This window comes from Paenibacillus caseinilyticus, from assembly GCF_027533645.1.
In the GTDB taxonomy this organism is placed as follows: Bacteria; Bacillota; Bacilli; order Paenibacillales; family NBRC-103111; genus Paenibacillus_G; species Paenibacillus_G caseinilyticus.
This window is the reverse complement of the sequence record NZ_JAQAGY010000028.1, coordinates 1-17,935: the sequence shown is the minus strand read 5'-3', so window position 1 is coordinate 17,935 and position 17,935 is coordinate 1. Positions and strand designations below refer to the sequence as shown.

At 51.2% G+C, this 17,935-nt stretch carries 19 protein-coding genes; 18 read left to right on the top strand and 1 reads right to left on the bottom strand.

Annotated elements, in window-relative coordinates; translation table 11 throughout:
• Positions 1 to 61: 61 nt before the first annotated feature.
• Positions 62 to 643, top strand: coding sequence for a hypothetical protein (locus O9H32_RS28165; protein ID WP_269869447.1), 582 nt, complete (start codon positions 62 to 64; stop codon positions 641 to 643).
• 88 nt (positions 644 to 731) lie between these two features.
• Complete coding sequence (locus O9H32_RS28160; RefSeq protein WP_013913906.1) at positions 732 to 1,001, top strand: alpha/beta-type small acid-soluble spore protein; 270 nt, start codon at positions 732 to 734, stop codon at positions 999 to 1,001.
• 109 nt (positions 1,002 to 1,110) lie between these two features.
• Here the strand turns inward: O9H32_RS28160 and O9H32_RS28155 are convergent, their stop codons facing one another.
• Positions 1,111 to 1,548, bottom strand: a complete 438-nt coding sequence (locus O9H32_RS28155) for a hypothetical protein (RefSeq protein ID WP_269869446.1) — start codon at positions 1,546 to 1,548, stop codon at positions 1,111 to 1,113.
• 346 nt (positions 1,549 to 1,894) lie between these two features.
• Between O9H32_RS28155 and metK the strand changes: the two genes are divergently transcribed.
• From metK to O9H32_RS28075, 16 genes are all read left to right on the top strand, one after another.
• Positions 1,895 to 3,100, top strand: a complete 1,206-nt coding sequence (gene metK, locus O9H32_RS28150; protein ID WP_269869445.1) for a methionine adenosyltransferase — start codon at positions 1,895 to 1,897, stop codon at positions 3,098 to 3,100.
• Positions 3,101 to 3,381: 281 nt separating this feature from the next.
• Positions 3,382 to 6,012, top strand: a complete 2,631-nt coding sequence (locus O9H32_RS28145; protein WP_269869444.1) for a stalk domain-containing protein — start codon at positions 3,382 to 3,384, stop codon at positions 6,010 to 6,012.
• Positions 6,013 to 6,186: 174 nt separating this feature from the next.
• Positions 6,187 to 7,341, top strand: coding sequence for a sensor histidine kinase (locus O9H32_RS28140; protein WP_269869443.1), 1,155 nt, complete (start codon positions 6,187 to 6,189; stop codon positions 7,339 to 7,341).
• A gap of 4 nt (positions 7,342 to 7,345) precedes the next feature.
• Positions 7,346 to 8,071, top strand: coding sequence for a response regulator (locus tag O9H32_RS28135; protein WP_269869442.1), 726 nt, complete (start codon positions 7,346 to 7,348; stop codon positions 8,069 to 8,071).
• Positions 8,072 to 8,177: 106 nt separating this feature from the next.
• Positions 8,178 to 8,576 carry a hypothetical protein gene (locus O9H32_RS28130; protein WP_269869441.1) on the top strand — a complete coding sequence of 133 codons (399 nt, stop codon included), beginning with the start codon at positions 8,178 to 8,180 and terminating at the stop codon, positions 8,574 to 8,576.
• Between the two features lie 36 nt (positions 8,577 to 8,612).
• Complete coding sequence (locus O9H32_RS32810) at positions 8,613 to 10,511, top strand: DEAD/DEAH box helicase (protein WP_319946958.1); 1,899 nt, start codon at positions 8,613 to 8,615, stop codon at positions 10,509 to 10,511.
• Positions 10,512 to 10,835: 324 nt separating this feature from the next.
• On the top strand, positions 10,836 to 11,327 hold the full coding sequence (locus tag O9H32_RS28120) for a ComF family protein (protein ID WP_269869439.1): 492 nt from the start codon (positions 10,836 to 10,838) through the stop codon (positions 11,325 to 11,327).
• A 115-nt stretch (positions 11,328 to 11,442) separates the two neighbouring features.
• On the top strand, positions 11,443 to 11,856 hold the full coding sequence (locus tag O9H32_RS28115; protein ID WP_269869438.1) for a flagellar protein: 414 nt from the start codon (positions 11,443 to 11,445) through the stop codon (positions 11,854 to 11,856).
• Between the two features lie 102 nt (positions 11,857 to 11,958).
• Positions 11,959 to 12,240 (top strand): flagellar biosynthesis anti-sigma factor FlgM, encoded by a 282-nt coding sequence (flgM, locus tag O9H32_RS28110; protein ID WP_269869437.1) that lies wholly within the window; start codon positions 11,959 to 11,961, stop codon positions 12,238 to 12,240.
• A gap of 24 nt (positions 12,241 to 12,264) precedes the next feature.
• Entirely contained in the window at positions 12,265 to 12,765 is a 501-nt protein-coding gene (locus O9H32_RS28105; protein ID WP_269869436.1) for a flagellar protein FlgN, read from the top strand.
• A gap of 94 nt (positions 12,766 to 12,859) precedes the next feature.
• A complete protein-coding gene (gene flgK, locus O9H32_RS28100) occupies positions 12,860 to 14,467 on the top strand; it encodes a flagellar hook-associated protein FlgK (RefSeq protein ID WP_269869435.1) in 1,608 nt (535 codons plus the stop codon).
• A 48-nt stretch (positions 14,468 to 14,515) separates the two neighbouring features.
• The gene (gene flgL, locus O9H32_RS28095) at positions 14,516 to 15,406 is read left to right on the top strand and encodes a flagellar hook-associated protein FlgL (protein ID WP_269869514.1); all 891 of its coding nucleotides are present in this window, start codon (positions 14,516 to 14,518) and stop codon (positions 15,404 to 15,406) included.
• Between the two features lie 10 nt (positions 15,407 to 15,416).
• The gene (locus O9H32_RS28090; RefSeq protein ID WP_269869434.1) at positions 15,417 to 15,998 is read left to right on the top strand and encodes a DUF6470 family protein; all 582 of its coding nucleotides are present in this window, start codon (positions 15,417 to 15,419) and stop codon (positions 15,996 to 15,998) included.
• A 115-nt stretch (positions 15,999 to 16,113) separates the two neighbouring features.
• Positions 16,114 to 16,557: a flagellar assembly protein FliW gene (gene fliW, locus O9H32_RS28085; RefSeq protein WP_269869433.1), complete on the top strand. Its 444-nt coding sequence runs from the start codon at positions 16,114 to 16,116 to the stop codon at positions 16,555 to 16,557.
• Between the two features lie 5 nt (positions 16,558 to 16,562).
• On the top strand, positions 16,563 to 16,808 hold the full coding sequence (gene csrA / locus O9H32_RS28080; protein ID WP_269869432.1) for a carbon storage regulator CsrA: 246 nt from the start codon (positions 16,563 to 16,565) through the stop codon (positions 16,806 to 16,808).
• Positions 16,809 to 16,960: 152 nt separating this feature from the next.
• Positions 16,961 to 17,788, top strand: coding sequence for a flagellin N-terminal helical domain-containing protein (locus O9H32_RS28075; RefSeq protein ID WP_269869431.1), 828 nt, complete (start codon positions 16,961 to 16,963; stop codon positions 17,786 to 17,788).
• The last annotated feature ends 147 nt before the right edge of the window (positions 17,789 to 17,935 follow it).

Genomic DNA, 17,935 nt, shown 5'->3' with positions numbered 1-17,935 from the left:
AAGTAAGTAAAAAAAAGAAGACCTTCGGGTCTTCTTTTTTTTAGAAAGGAGACGGCTTAACTTGAATTGTCTGTATAAAAGAATAGGAATTCTTTCTGTAATCCTATTCACAAGTTGTGTAATAGTAGCCAGCGCCGATGGCATAGCTCCTGGAGCCGAACCAGGCTCCGTAGACGACCCCATCATCACGAAGAGTTACTTCGACCAGAATATCGCCAATAAAGTAACGGACGAGCTTACCAAGCAAAGCATCACCGAAGCGAAGGTAAAAGAGCTTATTGCAGCGGCGATTACAGGGGATTCGCCTATAACGCCAACGCCTGAAACCGGTAGTCCGGCTGCTTCATCTTCGTTGAAAGTGGTCCAACTCCAACCTGGACAAACTCTCCTCGGCTCTGCAGGTACGGAGATCATCGTTCGCTCCGGTAAAGTCCTTGCCGTCAGCGACACGGAAGATGGTATTCCCAATGTGACAAGTGGAAAAGACATCTCAGCAGGTTCACCTGTAGAGCTGAACCACATGCTGATCATCCCGAGGGAAGGCCGCGGAATCAAGCCTGATCCCAAAAGCAAGGCAGACATTTATGTGATGGTGCGCGGTGGTTATACATTAATGGACGCAGATAGAAAGGCTACACCATAATTTTGTCCCTTCCCCCAGCATTTCATACGGGTGAGGTTATCGACTGCGGAGACAATAAAGATACATTCCACTGAGGAGGTATCCCCAAATGTCGAAGACGAACAAGAAAGTGGTACCGGAAAGCGGAAAAGCTTTGGATGTGCTGAAATATGAGATTGCTGCAGAGCTTGGGTTACCGGTCGGTAAATCCGCTGCGAATTTGAATGTAGAGTTTGCTACAGAGCTTGGTGCCATCCCTTCACAGAACATGAAGGAAGACTATTGGGGTCATATTGCATCCCGTGACGCTGGCGCGGTGGGTGGCACAATAACTTCCCGCCTCATCCGGAAAGCGGAAGAAATGATGTTTAACTTATAATGAATCTACTTTTATAATTGTTGCCGAACTTCATTTTTCTAATTTGTAATACAAAAACATCTTCCCTTACTTTTAAATTGTAAGGGAAGATGTTCCATTTACTTAATATTTATTGGAAAAGTACAAAATAAGTCTTAGAAGAGTACTGACCATTTGCAGAACTAATTCCAACATCAATCCGTGCATCAGGCTGTGCAGTAACGTCATATCTGTAATACCCAGGTTTTGTTGCTACTGGAAATATCTGTCCATTTGATACACTGATGCTTGGATTATAATCATATCCTTTAGGGCTTTGTACAATTACTGTATAAGTTCGTGTATATCCGTAATGATTTACCGTGTTAAAATAATCTCTATCGCCATCAGTTAGCGTTGGAAAAAGCCAGTCTCCAGCATTTGGGACATATTGTGATTGACTATAGTTGTTATTTTCTTCGACTTCCGCTCTGTACTCCGCAGCATTCGCACTTGCAGGAGCAATTACCGCAGTAGCCAAAACAAAAGTTCCGAGCATTAAAGATAGCTTCTTTTTGATAGTTTTCATTGATCTCGCTCCTCATAATACATTAATTTTTGAGGCAAATAAGTTTCGGCCGGAAACTATTTACATTTCTATAATCTCATAAATCAAATAGTAAATATATGGGTTTTTAATACTAAATTTTACAATAATTATAGTTAATGGATAAACAAAATATTGGAGTAATTTGTCAAAAATAATTAACTTAGTATGATACAGGGCATACTTATTGACAGTGCTCGACAAATCCAGTAACATACAGTATTGAAGGTATAAGAATAAACTAACCTTTTCCACTAGGAAAAGGTTGATTTTTTGTAAGGGCCAAGCAAGGCTTTTATAAGAAAATTAGCAGTAGGAGGTTGTTCTAATGTCCAATCCAGCAGGCCGCCGTTTGTTCACTTCGGAGTCCGTAACCGAAGGACACCCGGATAAGATTTGCGACCAGATCTCGGACTCTGTCCTTGATGCGTTCCTCAAAAATGACCCGAATGCCCGTGTAGCGTGCGAAGTATCTGTTGCTACTGGTCTTGTCCTTGTAATCGGTGAGATTACAAGCCGTTCGGAATATGTAGATATTCAATCGATCGCCCGCGAAGCGATCAAAGAAATCGGTTATACTCGTGCAAAGTATGGTTTTGATTCCCAGACTTGTGCCGTTCTTGTTTCCCTGAACGAGCAGTCCCCTGACATCGCCCAAGGCGTAAATCAGGCACTGGAAGCCCGTGAAGGTCAAATGACGGACGATCAAATCGAAGCCATCGGCGCAGGCGACCAAGGGATGATGTTCGGTTTTGCAGTTAACGAAACACCTGAACTGATGCCTCTGCCGATTTCGTTGTCCCACCAGCTGTCCCGTCGTTTGACAGAAGTTCGCAAGAACGGCACGCTGGCTTACCTTCGTCCTGACGGTAAGACGCAAGTCACTGTCGAATACGAGGGCGACACGCCAGTACGTGTAGATACGATCGTTATCTCTACGCAGCATGGCGAGGAAGTTACGCTGGAGCAGATTCAGAAAGATGTCAAGGAACATGTAATTAAGCCTATCGTTCCGGATCACCTGATCGATGAGAACACGAAGTACTTCATCAACCCAACAGGCCGTTTCGTTATCGGCGGACCTCAAGGGGATGCGGGTCTTACGGGCCGAAAAATCATCGTAGATACTTACGGCGGTTATGCACGCCACGGCGGCGGCGCGTTCTCCGGTAAGGATCCGACGAAAGTTGACCGTTCCGGTGCCTATGCAGCCCGCTACGTTGCGAAGAACATCGTCGCAGCAGGCCTTGCCAGCAAATGCGAAGTACAGCTCGCTTATGCGATCGGTGTAGCCAAACCGGTATCCATTGCTGTGGATACTTTTGGTACGGGCACGGTCAGCGAAGAGAAGCTGGTTGAGATCGTTCGCGGCCACTTTGATCTGCGTCCGGCTGGCATCATCAAGATGCTGGATCTCCGCCGCCCGATCTACAAGCAAACCGCAGCTTACGGTCACTTTGGCCGTACCGATGTGGATCTGCCATGGGAGCGTACGGACAAAGCGGAAGCTCTGAAAGCAGCAGCACAAGCTTAATAATATTTCTTTCTTCTGTCCAAGCAGGACGATCCGAATTTGATTCGGGTCGTCCTTTTTTGTTTCCGCCCACTGATCACCCGACCCGTTCATTGAAAACTGCATAGCTTCACAATCTACAAAACCTTTCACTCTTATTCTCCTATACTCCACGAATTTCTGCTTCCATCTGCAATCGTTCACCTCTAAGCCATATATTTCACCTATCTTCTACGTAACTTTTCTAGTAAAACTAGAGTCTAAGATAGGGAGAGTGGATTTACGAGGAGGAGAACAAAAGCGTGAAATTGCAGAAAAACTGGCGTAAACTGTCGATCATTACCATATCGGCTACCATTTTTCTATCGTCTTGGACCGTAGGAACGGTGACCTATGCCGCGGCAGAGCCTGTAGTAACAACGGTAAGCGAGGAGCCCTTGACCTCAGGTGCCATTCTGAAGAAGTATGTTTGGCAAACGACCCGAAGCGGCAAGGCTGTAAAGACGAATGCCAATGTGGTAGAAGTCGATCTGACGAATCCCTATGTCAAAATAGATGTAATGACGGGAACCAACAATCAGTTCACTAAGAAACAATCCGTGCTCGCAATGGCCAAAGAAACGAAGGCAGTTGCCGGTACGAACGGCGACTTTTTCAATACGAAAGCGGAAGGCGTGCCCATGGGCGCGCAGATCGGAAACGGACAATTGATGGCCACCCCGATGCTGAATTCACCGGGGTGGTATACGTTTGCGCTGGATAAGAACAATAAGCCTATCGTGGACGCTTTTACATTCCAGGGAAGTATTATTGCTAAAGACGGGGCTTCGTATCCGCTGGGCGGGATCAATAAGACGTACTACTGGTATGGTCCCAATGACACTCATAGCCATATCGATGGGTTGTTCATGTATACCAATACTTGGGGGCAGGTTGACCGTTCCAATGACGGGGTTACCTACCCGACGGAAGTGCTGGTCCAAAATGGTGTGATCAAGCAAGTCGCGGATAATGGGATCATTCAGATGATCGCCCCGCAGGACGGTTATATTCTGCGGGCCGCCGGCAAAGCAGCGGACTTCGTGAGAACGCATATGAAAGCCGGCGATCCCCTTCAAGCTGATTATAAGATGCTGCCTCAAGACGCCAGCAAGAACTATGATGTCTCCTCCTTCAAAATGATGATCGGAGGCCACACCCTGCTGGTGGATGGCGGGCAGCCGTCTATTTTTACGCTCGACCTGACGGGGCTGGGGGGATACCGTGCACGTACGGCACTAGGCTATTCCCAAGATGAGAAGAAGGCCTTCATTATCACGGCCGATGCCAGCGGCGACAGCAAGGGGCTCAGCATGACCGAGCTGCAGCAGTTCATGGTGAAGATCGGCGTATGGAAAGGCCTGAATCTGGACGGCGGGGGTTCCACTCAGATGGTCGCCAGGCCGCTTGGCGAGACCTCGCCTGTTCTGATCAATCAAACCGAGGGTGGCGGTCAGCGTCAAGTCGTCAACGGTGTCGGAGTCTATACCCTAGCCCCTAAAGGCGCGGTAAAGGGCATGACGATTCAAGCTCCGCTTTTCTTGTTTATTGGTGAGGATGCCCCACTAAGTTTCCGGGGATATGACGAATACTATAATCCGATAGAGGTGGGCTCGGCCACTGCGACTTGGAGCACATCGAGCAAATTGGGGACATTCAAGGATAACATCTTCACGCCGAGTGGTGCAGGACTTGCCAAGGTGTCTGCAGTGGCAGGTTCGGGTACAGCGAGCGAGGATCTCGAAATTGTAGGGCGTAACCAGCTTACCGGCCTCACAATCCACGCTGACCGGGCTGTCATCTCCGAAGGGGCATCGGTCAAGCTGCCGGTTATTGCTTTGACGTCCGCCGGCGAGTCCCGTGAAGTACCTCCTGCGCTCATCCAGTGGGAAGTGCTTGGTGTGAAAGGCGAAGTGGTCGACGGCGTACTTAAGGTCAGCTCGCTGAATGGTCAAACTGCAGCTGAGGTCATTGCGAAGTATGACGGATACAGCACGATGGCTGTCATTCCGCTAGGGCAGGATAAGGTATGGTACGACCTCGATAAGAATGCGGTAGAAACGTTCTCGGATGCGAAGCCGCTGGGTGTCACTTCCGACGTATATATTCGTCCGGATGAGAAGAATAACAAATACTTGGCGCTGCAGTATGATTTCAGCGGTGGAGGTACGGAAGTAGACAAGTGGGCTTTTGCTACGCTGGATACCCGCATTCTTATTGAAGGCAAGCCGGAGCAGATGAAGATGAAAGTCAATGGCGATGAGAGCCTCAACTGGCTTCGGGCAGAGCTGCTGGATAACAAAGGTAAAGTCCATCGGGTTGATATCGCTAGGAATATCAATTGGAAAGGCTGGAAGGAACTCACGGTAAACCTGGGGGATTATCCGGCGATCGATTATCCTATTCGCGTACAGAGCGTCTATCTGGTCAATGAAGGTGTCGGTCAAGATGAGCGCGCTGAGAAGGGTCAAGTCGGCATTGACGATATCACGTTCACTTATCGGGGAAGCCTGCCTTCCGCCTCCAATAACACCGTTGGCTTGACCGTGGGGAACAAAGCGGTTTCCGTTAACGGTAAAGGCATGACGCTTGAACAAGCACCTGTCATCGTTGAAGGCAATACGCTGATTCCTCTTCGGTTCGTGACCGATGCTCTCGGTGGTACGGTCCGCTGGGATGAGAAAGAACGCAAAGTTACGGTTATCCGAAACGGGAAGATGATCGATCTTTGGATCGGTAATAAGGACTTGATCGTGAATGGGGAACGGATTACCGCAGAGGTCCCGCCTGTCATTATGAGCGATCTGACGATGGTGCCGCTTCGCATTCTTTCTGAGAATTTGGGATGGAAAGTGACGTGGGATGGGAACACTCGACAAATCACTTTGCAATAATTAGTCCTAACAGCACTCACAATCTCCTGTAAATATGGTACTATATTGCTAGTGCATTCTAAATTAAGGCCATAATTCGGCCTATTTCACAGCGATCCAAGGTGCTGTGACCAGGGTAATGGGGAAAATTGTCATGCCTACACCCAAGAAAAATGGCGAAGGAGCTTTGTCCGGATGTCAGTCGATGTGTTTGACCGCGTTATCAAAAATGCCATCGATGTGATGGAAAACAGCAAATACCAGATTTTTGAGATCTGCGAAAATGTCCGGGCAGAGCGCGATGCGCTAAATAACGAACTGCAGCTGGTAATTGAGGAAACGGCGATAACGATCGATATTGTGGACAAGTTTGAAGTGGATTACCGCCGTTCCCGCGTCCGGCTGACGGAAGTGAGCCGGGATTTCAAACGGTTCAACGAAGAGGACATTCGCACGGCCTATGAGGCTGCTACTCAGCTCCAAGCCCAGCTTGCCATTCACCGGGAGAAAGAACAGCATCTGAAGATGCGGCGTGACGACCTGCAAAAACGCCTCAAGAATCTGGATAAACAGCTGGAGAGAGCCGAGGCGCTCGTGTCCCAGTTCGGGGTAGTTCTGGAGTATCTATCCGGTGACCTGAATCAGGTGACCCGTCTGCTTGAATCCGCCAAGAGCCGACAACTTATGGGATTGAAGATTATTCTAGCCCAAGAAGAAGAGCGAAAGCGGATCGCCAGGGAAATCCATGACGGTCTGGCGCAGAACATGGCGAATATGGTGCTTCGGACCGAGATTACCGAGCGCATGCTGGCCAAAGAGGCTTACAGTGCCGTCAAGGAAGAGCTAGGGGATCTGAAGATTGGTGTCCGGGCGGGGATAGAAGAGGTTCGCAAAATCATCTTCAATCTCCGGCCCATGGCGCTGGACGATCTCGGTCTGGTTCCAACGCTGCGCAAGTTCATGCAGGACTACGAGGAGCGCACGAAGATCAGCACCAGGTTCGAGTTGGTGGGCAAAGAGGTACGTCTTCCCTCCGGCATGGAGGTCGCGGTCTACCGGCTTGTGCAGGAGGCATTCTCCAACGTCCTGAAGCATGCGCAGGCGTCTCACATTACCCTGGAATTAACGTTTCAGCAGCAGATGATTAAGTTGACGGTGACCGATAACGGAGTCGGATTCAATGCGGAAGGCATCGACAGGAAGATCACCCAAGGCAGCCACTACGGATTAATGGGCATGCGGGAGCGGGTGGAACTGCTGGAAGGGCGGTTCGACATCCAATCCGAGGTTGGTGCCGGCACGAAAGTGTCCCTGGTGATCCCGATCAAGTCCGAGTCCAAGGAGGAATAAAGGAATGGATATTATGGGCAGTGCCAAACGCCCCATCAAACTGGTTCTGGCTGATGACCATCAGCTGTTCCGCGAAGGGGTGAAGCGGATATTAAATATGGAGAGCGACCTGGAAGTTGTCGGCGAATGTGGCGACGGCATTCAGGTGCTTGAGTTGTGCAATACACTCCATCCCGATATCGTGCTCATGGATATCAACATGCCGGTAGAGAACGGTGTTGTGGCAACGGAGAAGCTCAAAGAGATTTTCCCAGACATCAAAGTGATCATTCTCTCCATACACGACGACGAGAGCTATGTCTTCGAAACGCTGCGCAAAGGCGCTTCCGGATACCTGCTGAAGGATATGGAAGCGGAATCGCTGATCAATGCGATCCGCTCCGTTGTGGCAGGCCACGCTTACATACACCCGAAAGTAACCGGCAAACTGATCAACCAGCTGCGGCGCATGACGTACTTGGACGAACAGGGCGTAACAGGGACGAGTCCGGTTGTGAAAGAAGCTGGCGTGAAGTACGTACATATGGATAACAGTCCGCTCACACGCAGGGAGGCGGAAGTGCTCCGTCTGATGGCCGAGGGGAAGAGCAACAAGAATATCGGCGAGTTCCTGTATATCAGTGAGAAGACCGTTAAAAACCATGTGAGCTCCATCCTGCAAAAGATGGAAGTCGATGACCGGACGCAAGCGGTCATTATCGCAATCAAGAATGGATGGGTTACCCTCTAATCCAGTAACGTAAGGTAGAGGATTCACGGGGTGGACTCATACATCACCGGCCTAGGAACCAACCACCTCATAGCGGCATATACTGTTCCCAAGGGAGGGAGCCGCTATGATGTTAGGCTTGGTTTGGATCATTGGCTGCTATGCGGTAGGGATCGCTGTCATCCATGCATTCCATAGACAATGGAAGCGCCGCGGCACCCGTCGGACAGCACATTACGTGCTTTATACGCAGAATGCCCAGCTGCAGTTGGAATGGTACCTGCGTTCGTTAATCTTTTTTTCCTGGATGAAAGGGAGAACCATCGATATCACCCTCGTAGATGCAGGATCTGTTGATGATACGCTCGAGATTGCTGCAAGAATTGCAAAGGAACAGTCCCTTCATGTGTACCCCATTGAACATTGGAATTGGGAGACCTGGACGGAAGAACATCAAGAAGAGGATGTCATGGTCATCCGGCTTAATCAAATCAAAGGTTTGGAGAGCGCTTACAAGTGGTTGTAGACCGCTGCTGCTCCTGCCTCCATATACAGGTGAGCTATGAAAGCATGGATTTATGCCGTATCGGCAGCGGCCGGCTTCACCTGGCACGTCTCCTTGAATATGCGTGCGGACCGGGATCATTGGACCCGGACGGCAGGACGCAGCTTCAAGTTTTTCGTGCTGGAACCGGCGCTTTCCTTTGGACAAGCCCAAGAGCTTGCGGGAAAAGCAACAACCGTTCGAACCGAATATAAACTGCTCAGCAGCATTCGCAAGGCCGCCAAGGATCTGGGTTTGCCGGCTGATGCTGACTGGCGGATGTGGGCGTGGGAGCCTCATGGGGAGACCATGCAGGAGGCGGTACCGAAAGAGGCAGGGGTTCCGCCCATAGCAGATCTCCATATAGCTTTGGCAGGCCGATCGCTGCTCCCTGAGGAGTTCGCCGCTCTGATGACCTATATAGGCCGAGAAGAAGAAGCCCATTCCCCCGCCTATTATCTCCAGCGGGGTTGGCTGGAGGGGAAGCTTAGGCTGGAAGGCGGGGTAGAGCTTCAGCGGCAGCCGGAAGGCATACGCGGCTGGCTGAACCGCTCAACGCTTCAAGGCCGCTGCAGACGTTGCGGCAGCAGAGGAGCCCGAGCGTCGACAGCAAGAGCCGAAAAAACAAGAGAGACCATCGTATGGACATCCTGCCCCCACTGCGGAGGACCTTGTCCCTATTGCGAGGCCTGCTTGAACATGGGAAGATCCCGTTACTGCACCCCCTTAATCCAATCCGCAACGGAATCAGCGGCGGAATCCGGAGGGGTATTTTCGGCAGGAGCCGAAGAGGCGGATATTCAAGCCTGCTTAGACCATTGGGGGCTTAGCGATGTCCAGAGGGAAGCTTCCGGGAGCGCTCTGCAATTTTTGCGAGGGAATATCCCCCACATACGGAAGAAGTATGGCTCTTCCCTATCTATGGTTCCTCCCCGTTTCTTGATCTGGGCGGTGACCGGTGCGGGCAAAACCGAGATGATCTTCCCCATGATCCAGTATACGCTCGCGCGCGGCGGGAGGGTAGCCGTAGCTACGCCCCGCAAAGACGTGGTGCTGGAGCTGAAACCGCGGCTTGCCAAAGCCTTTCCGGCGGCGAAGCACGTTGCCTTATACGGCGGCAGTGACCAGCGGTGGGAGGAGGGCGATTTGATTCTGGCTACGACCCATCAGCTCATGCGGTTCAGAGAAGCCTTCGACCTGGTTATCATCGATGAGATCGATGCATTTCCTTATCATAATAATCCGATGCTGCAGTATGCGGCGGAGCGGGTATGCCGCCCTGGCGGAGCTTATATCCTGCTGTCCGCCACCCCGCCCGAGCTCCTTCAGCGGGAAGTGCGCCGTGGGCGGCTGCCGCACGCGCGGGTCGCGGCCCGTTTTCACCGGCATCCGCTGCCGGTTCCGGCACTGCTCGGTATCCCTCCGATGCTACGGGTGCTGCAGCAGCGCAGTTTGCCGAAGCGGCTAAGGGATAAGCTGTCGGCATCCCTGCAGCGGGGGGCCCAGATCTTTGTTTTTGTGCCGAATATTGCGATGGTCGAACCTTTGACGGTCTTGATCCGCGAAGACTTCGCAGGAATCCCGGTCGAAGGAACCTCGTCCAAGGACGAGCACCGGGCTGAGAAGGTAACCGCATTCCGGCAAGCGGCGATCCGGATTCTCGTGACCACTACCATCCTGGAGCGCGGTGTCACGATTCCAAAATCCGATGTTTTCATCTGCGATGCCGACTCGCGGTTGTTCGATGCGGCAGCTCTAATTCAGATGGCGGGCCGGGCCGGCAGATCGGCTCAGGATCCCAAGGGACTGGTCTTGTTCGCAGCAGAGCAAAAGACCCGTCCCCAAGCTGCCGCGATACGACAGATTCGCGAGATGAACCGGCTGGCCATGAGGAAGGGATATATTGATTTCAAGTAAATATATATGGCCCGTATGGCCGGGGTCTGATGAGGTGGGTAATAGAAACTAATGTGGAAAGAAAAGATTCGATCCCTGCTGAACCAGCTGCGACAGCAGACAGAGAGCCTGCTGGTCTCCCGCGAATCACCTTGTCTCATCTGCGGCGGGGGCTCGGACGGAACCCGCGCTCTGCCGCTTTGCGGTCTCTGCTGGTCCCACATCTCTTGGGTTACGGAGGTCCGCTGCAGGATTTGCGGCCGGCCGGATGATTGCCAGGACTGTTTAAGGAGGGAAATTACTTACTATTCAAAAAACCGCTCCGTTGTTCGATATAATGATCATATGAAGGAGTGGCTGGCCCTCTATAAATACCGGGGTAAAGAATCGCTGAGAGAGCTGCTGGGGCACATGCTGCTGCATGCCTATCAGCTTCACCGCCAAGCGGAGGAAGCTCCCGCCACGGAAATCTTATCCTTTGTGCCGCTGAGCAGGGAGCGGTATGATGAGCGCGGCTTCAATCAGGCTGCACAGCTGGCAATGGAGCTCGGGCGGCTTACCGGCCTTCCGGTTCTACCACTGCTTCGGCGTACGCGTCATACGGGCAAGATGAGCTTTAAGAGCCGGCAGGACCGGCTGCAGGATCTGCAGGGCGTGTTCGGGGCAGAACCGGAGGGAGCCGAATGGCTCCGCCAGGCAGGCCGCCACCGTCCTCTGCGCGTATATCTCATTGATGATGTCTACACCACGGGCAGTACGCTGAACGAGTGTGCCCGAACCATCCGTGAGGCTGTGATTACCCCGGTGGACGTATGCGGGATCAGTTGGGCCAGATAAACTGCGACCGCATCAGAGTATACGGACAGTTACAACAATTTTATATGTGCGTTTGTCCTTATTTTAGGCTACACTAAAAGTATAGTAGGACAGGCACCAGGGGAGGAAGTATGCGATGAGTCTGAATGTGGAAAACTGTAACCGCTGCGGCAAAATCTATATGAAGAACAACTTCGGTGTTTGTCCTGCATGCATCAAAGAAATCGAGCTGCAGTACGAAAAATGTCTGAAATTCCTTCGTGAGAACCGTGGCTGCTCTATGCAGGAGCTTAGCGAAGGAACCGAAGTGTCGATGAAGCAGATTATGAAATTCATCCGCGACGGCCGCATCTCGATCAAGAACAATCCGAATATGTCCTATGAGTGCGATGCTTGCGGATCATCGATCCGGGAAGGCAATCTGTGCGACTCGTGCCGGAGCCGCCTCATGAAGGATACAAGCGACCTGCATGCCCAGGAAGAAAGAAAACGGCTGTTTAACGAACAGCATAAAGCGACATTCCAATCCAAAGATAAGAATGAGCGCTGATTTGCATATATTCCCACTAAACTTTGTGATCCCGCCGGCCGATATAATAGTTGTATCGAAAACGGCGGGATTATCTATTACTGCCGATTGAGGTGAATTCAAATGAAAATCAACGGATCGAATCAACTGAGTGCCATCAGCCGCTATAAGAAAACGGCTGATACCCAGCAAGCTGCGGCTCCTGCCAAAACGAAGCAGAAGGATCAGGTGGAGATTTCGAGTCAAGCGAAAGAGCTTCTCGAATCCCAAAGCGTGAAAGCTGCCGGCAATGCGGCAGATGCGCGCGCTGAGAAAATCAATGCACTGAAGCAAGCTGTACAATCCGGGACTTACTCCGTGGATGCAAGCAAGCTGGCTGACCGAATGCTGCCCTATCTGACCTAATTTAATCCTGGAGGTGGTGAGCTCATGTCTTTCGAGGCCCTGCTCGATACCATGACCGAACTCAACGATATTCACAACTCGCTTCTGGAGCTCGCAGAGCAGAAGAGACATGTGCTCATCCATAACCAAGTGGAACAGCTGATGCAGATTGTAACCAAAGAGAACAAGCTGCTGAAGCGGATCGGGGAACTGGAAGTGCAGCGGGTGGAAGTGACCGGCGCATTCCTGATGGAGAAAGGCTATAAGCCGAACCCCCGCGTAACTATAAGCGATCTGACGAAGATTTTGTTTAATATAGAGGACAAAAAGCTGCTGCTCGACAAGCAGAAGGAACTGGCGGCTTCCATACGAAAGCTGCGGGAGCTAAACCGGGTGAATCAACAGATGATCGAGCATTCGCTCGCCTACATTGACTACTCGCTTGATTTGATCGTAGGTCCTCCCGAGGACCAGTTCGTTTATAAGAACCCTCAAGCTGCAGCCAGTGGGCCGAAGCGTCAGGGTATGTTTGATTCCAGAGCTTAATCTTACCGAACCATTATTATACTAACGGCTGACTGCGAAACCCGGAGGACATCTACGGACCGCTGCGGCACAGATACCGGAGGGAAGCGAACTCATGCGTTCTACATTTGGCGGAATCGAGATAGCGAAACGCAGCTTGTTCACCCAACAAGCGGCGCTGAGTACTACAGGCCACAACATTGCCAATGCCAACACCAAAGGATACTCCCGGCAGGTCGTCAATATGGTGGCATCGATCCCGATCGAATATCCGGGTATGATGCGCAGCAATATTCCAGGACAGCTCGGCCAAGGGGTAGAGTTCGACCAGATCAACCGGATCCGGGAGAAGTTCCTCGATAACCAATATCACAATGAAAATAAAAGTCTGGGCGATTGGTCCATTCGTAAAGATACATTGGAAAAACTGGAATCCATCATGAACGAGCCCTCCGACACCGGAATCCGGCAGACCATCGAAGGGTTCTGGAGTTCCTGGCAGGAGCTAAGCAAATCGCCGGAGAATACAACAGCCCGCGTCTTGGTGAAGGAACGGGCCCTGGCGATGACCGATGCATTCAATCAAACTTCGCGCCAGCTCTCCGAGCTCTCGACAGATCTTACGGAGAGCATTGGGATCAAAGCGCAGGAAGCCAATACGGCGCTCAAGCAAATTGGAAAGCTGAATGAGGAGATTTACCGGATCGAAGGCTTGGGCAACAATGCAAATGACCTCCGCGACCAGCGGGATCTACTCATGGACGGCTTGTCCAAGATTGTGAATGTGACGCATACGGAAGAAGCCAGCGGATACAACGTGAAGATGGGGAATGTGACGTTGGTATCGGGCAACCAAGTCGGGACGACCTTCACTACGGCTTCTATGGAAGCAGCGGCGGCGGCCGGTGATCTGAACGGCGGGGAAGTCTATGGGATGATTCAGTCGAGAGACACTTATGTGGGGAACTATCAATTCCAGCTCGACAACATGCTGAAGACACTGGTTCAGGGAGACATGCAAATCAAGTTGCCTGCGGGATCCGTTATTCCGGAAGGCACCACCCTCACCCTGATGAAGAATGACGGCACAACGGAACAAAAGCAGTTCACGGGCACCCTGGCTGACCGTACCCTTGGTGCGGATACGAACGTAACCGTAAAAGGATTTAACGGGCTGCATGCCCTTGGTTATTCCGGGAATGATCCGGTGACTTCCGGTCTGCCGTTCTTCTCGTTGAAGGAAGGCCAGACGGAATTCAATGCTGCCAGTGTTACAGTGAACAGTCTGATCCAAAAGGACGTATCGAACATTTCCTCCTCGCTGCGCACTTATATGGGGACGGACGGTAAGGAGAAGGTTGTGAAGGGCAATAACGACATGGCTTTGCTCCTGGCCAATGTCCGCAGCGAACGGGTAGACTTCGACCCGACCTCGACCGGCAGACCGATTCTGACCGACGGTACCTTCGACGAGTTCTTCCGCTCCATTATTGGCGAACTCGGCGTGCAGAGCCAAGAAGCGACCCGCCAAGCTACGAATCAGCAGATTCTGGTCGATCAGGTGGACTCCAACCGTTCCGCTGTCAGCGGTGTATCCCTCGATGAAGAAATGGCGAATATGATCAAGTATCAGCATGCATATAATGCGGCTGCCCGTTCGCTGACCACGTTTGACGAAATGCTAGATAAAGTCATTAACGGGATGGGAACCGTAGGCCGATAAATAGAGTAAGCACTTATACTATAACTGAGGTGAGGATAAGCCATGACTATGCGGGTAACGCAAGGGATGCTGAACAACCAGCTGCTGCGTAACATCAATACGAACCTGAACCGCATCAATACGCATCAGAACGAGCTGTCCACCGGCCGCAAAATCAACAAGCCCTCCGACGACCCGGTAGGCATGACTTTTGCACTCCGCTACCGCAGCGAGCTTTCGGCCAATGACCAGTATGAGAGCAACGTAACGACTGCCGTATCCTGGCTCGAGTATACGGATACGACCTTGGATCAGGCGAACACCGTGATTCAGCGTGCCCGCGAGCTGGCGGTAGAGGGGGCTAATGGCACCAATCCTCAACAGGCCCTCAATGCGATCAAGACGGAAATTGATCAGCTTTATCAGCAGATGGTAACCATCGGGAACAGCGAGTTCAACGGCAAGCATGTCTTTAACGGACAGCTTACCGATCAAGCCCCATATACCGCCGCCAATGCTGCAACGGCTACAGTGGATACGGGAGCCATCCAGTACGACATCGGTGCGGGTGTAAGAGTAAAAGCAAACATTACAGGCGATGAGGTTTTCGGTAAGGCTTCTTCGGATTCCAATGTATTCAAGGTGCTGCAGGATCTCTCCAGTGCCCTGGGCTCCGGCAGCCAAACTGGAATTAATGATGCTTTGGGCCGCTTGGACCAAGCTAACGATCTCTTCCTTCAAGGGCGTGCAGACGTGGGTGCCCGGATGAACCGGATTGAACTCGCCCAATCCCGTCTGCAGGATATTAACGTAAACCTTCAGACCTTGCAGTCCCGTACGGAAGATGCGGATATTTCCGAGGTCATTACGAACTTGAAGACGGACGAGAACGTTTATCAGGCTTCCCTGTCGGTAGGATCCAAAATCATTTCCTCTTCCCTGGTCGATTTCTTGAGATAGGGGTGGGTCTATGAGTTTGTCCGTATCGCCTCAAATAGGCATTCATCAGCAGTACGCACGTATAGGTATTGATGCGGATCCCGGGCAATTCTCTATATCGCAAAGTCCTGCTTCGCTGGAGATCACGACTACTCCGGCGAAGCATGATTACCATAAGGAAGGCGGCACGCTGTCCATCGATAACAGCGCCTGGCGGGATGCCCTCGGGAATGGTCCACATTTGGAGGTAATGAACCGGATCTACTCCAAAAGTCAGAGCATTGCGCTTCAGGGAATCGCCAAGATCGTGGAAGACGGCAATCGTCTGGCTGCCATCCATACCAAAGAGAATGCTATAGCCGCGCTTGCAGCCGATAGTACGAACGATATTGATTTTGGGGAATACATGTATATGGGCGATGCCGCTTACGACAATGTCGATTTAAGTTATGAGCCGGTGCAGTTGAGTAGGGATATTCAGCCGGCTGAAGTACATATCGAGGCAACCCGGAACGCCCCGGAAATCCAATACACACGCGGTAAGCTTGATATTTATCTTCAGCAGCAAGCGAGTGTCGAATTCACACCGCCGCAGATTGACTATAAAATTTAAAAAGAGTCATAATGGAGCTATAGATGCATTTTGCGCTATAGCTCGTTTTTTTATTCCAACCGTCCTTTGAACCGAACATGGAAAAGAACATCTACAACGAAAGAAGGTGCGTCTAGTGCGTATTCAGACATTGGCTTTGGGAGAAATCGAATATACGGACAATGAAGTTATTACTTTTCCCCAAGGAATACCGGGTTTCGAAGAGTATACCCGCTTTATTATTATCGGACGGGGTGAAGCCTTCTCCTATCTTCAGTCGCTTGAGGAAGAACGGCTGCACTTTGTCATACTGAATCCCTTTGATCTTTTTCAAGCTTATGAATTTGAGCTGCATCAGAGCGATCAGGACGAGCTGAACATACAGTCCGAAGAAGGTATAGAGGTCTGGTCCATCGTGACCCTTGGAGAAAAGCCGGAGCAGTACACCCTGAATCTGATGGGGCCTATCGTCGTGAACAAGGTAAGCCGCTTAGGCAAGCAAATTGTCCTCCACCAATCACCTTACGGCACCAAGCACAGCTTAGTGGAGCTTATTGCGCAATCGAAAGAGGGGGAGTGACACGAATGCTTGTACTTACACGCAAAAAAGGCGAATCTATCATGATTGGCGATCAGGTCGAAGTTGTGGTTCTCGCTGTGGAAGGAGAGACGGTGAAGCTCGGTTTCACGGCCCCGCGGCAGCAGCAAATCCTTCGCAAGGAAATCTATTTGGCTCTCAAAGAATCCAATCTGGAAGCCTCCGTCTCAAAAGAGACAACGACTCATGGAATCGACCAGCTGAAAAAACTGCTCAGTAAGGAAAAAAAGTAATTTAAAGGGGAAAAATCTATTCATATTCTCTTTGAAGCTGCCGATATATGGTGTGTAGTGGAAAATGATGGGCGGCCGACCTTCATCTTTCCCAAGCTACTAAACCATATTCCGCAAGGAAGCGGAATTCAACTTCAGGGAGGAAGAATACGATGAGAATCAACCATAACATTTCCGCACTCAACACACACCGCCAGCTGGGCACCAACACGGCGAACGCCAGCAAGAACATCGAGAAGCTGTCTTCGGGCCTCCGCATCAACCGTGCAGGCGATGACGCTGCAGGTCTTGCGATCTCCGAGAAAATGCGCGGCCAAATCCGCGGTCTCGACCAGGCATCCCGCAATGCACAAGACGGCATCTCTTTGATCCAAACGGGCGAAGGTGCCTTGCAGGAAGTACACTCGATCCTTCAGCGTCAAAGAGAACTCGCAGTTCAATCGGCGAACGATACGAACGTAACGGCAGATAGAACGGCACTGGAAGCCGAATTCGACCAGCTGTCGAATGAAATCACCCGCATTAAAGACAACACGACGTTCAATACGCAGAAGCTGCTTGACGGCAGTGCAACAGCTGCATTGAAAGTACATGTTGGCGCAGATGCCGGTCAAACGATCGACATCGATCTTGACACAGCCGGTGTAGACCTGACAGCGATCGCAACGGCAACCTCTGCTGCTACCATCGCTACACAGGCAGGTGCGAACACAGCGATCACGACGATCAACACACAGATCGAATCTGTATCGTCCGGCCGTTCGTACCTGGGGGCGCTGCAGAACCGTCTGGAGCACACGATCAACAACTTGGACAATGCGTCTGAGAACCTGACGGCATCCGAGTCCCGGATTCGTGACGTAGACATGGCTAAAGAAATGATGGAGCAAACGAAGAACAACATCCTGTCGCAAGCCGCGCAAGCTATGCTCGCACAAGCGAACCAACAGCCGCAAGGCGTACTGCAGCTGCTCCGTTAATTTGAATATGGACCTCAGCCTTTGGCGAGGCCACTGAAAAAGTCCGTCCTATAAAAAAGCACAGCACTTCAAGAAAATTGAAGTGGCTGTGCTTTTTTTGACGTATAATTGAGTCATCACGAAAAGTGGGTGAGACGGATGATCCAA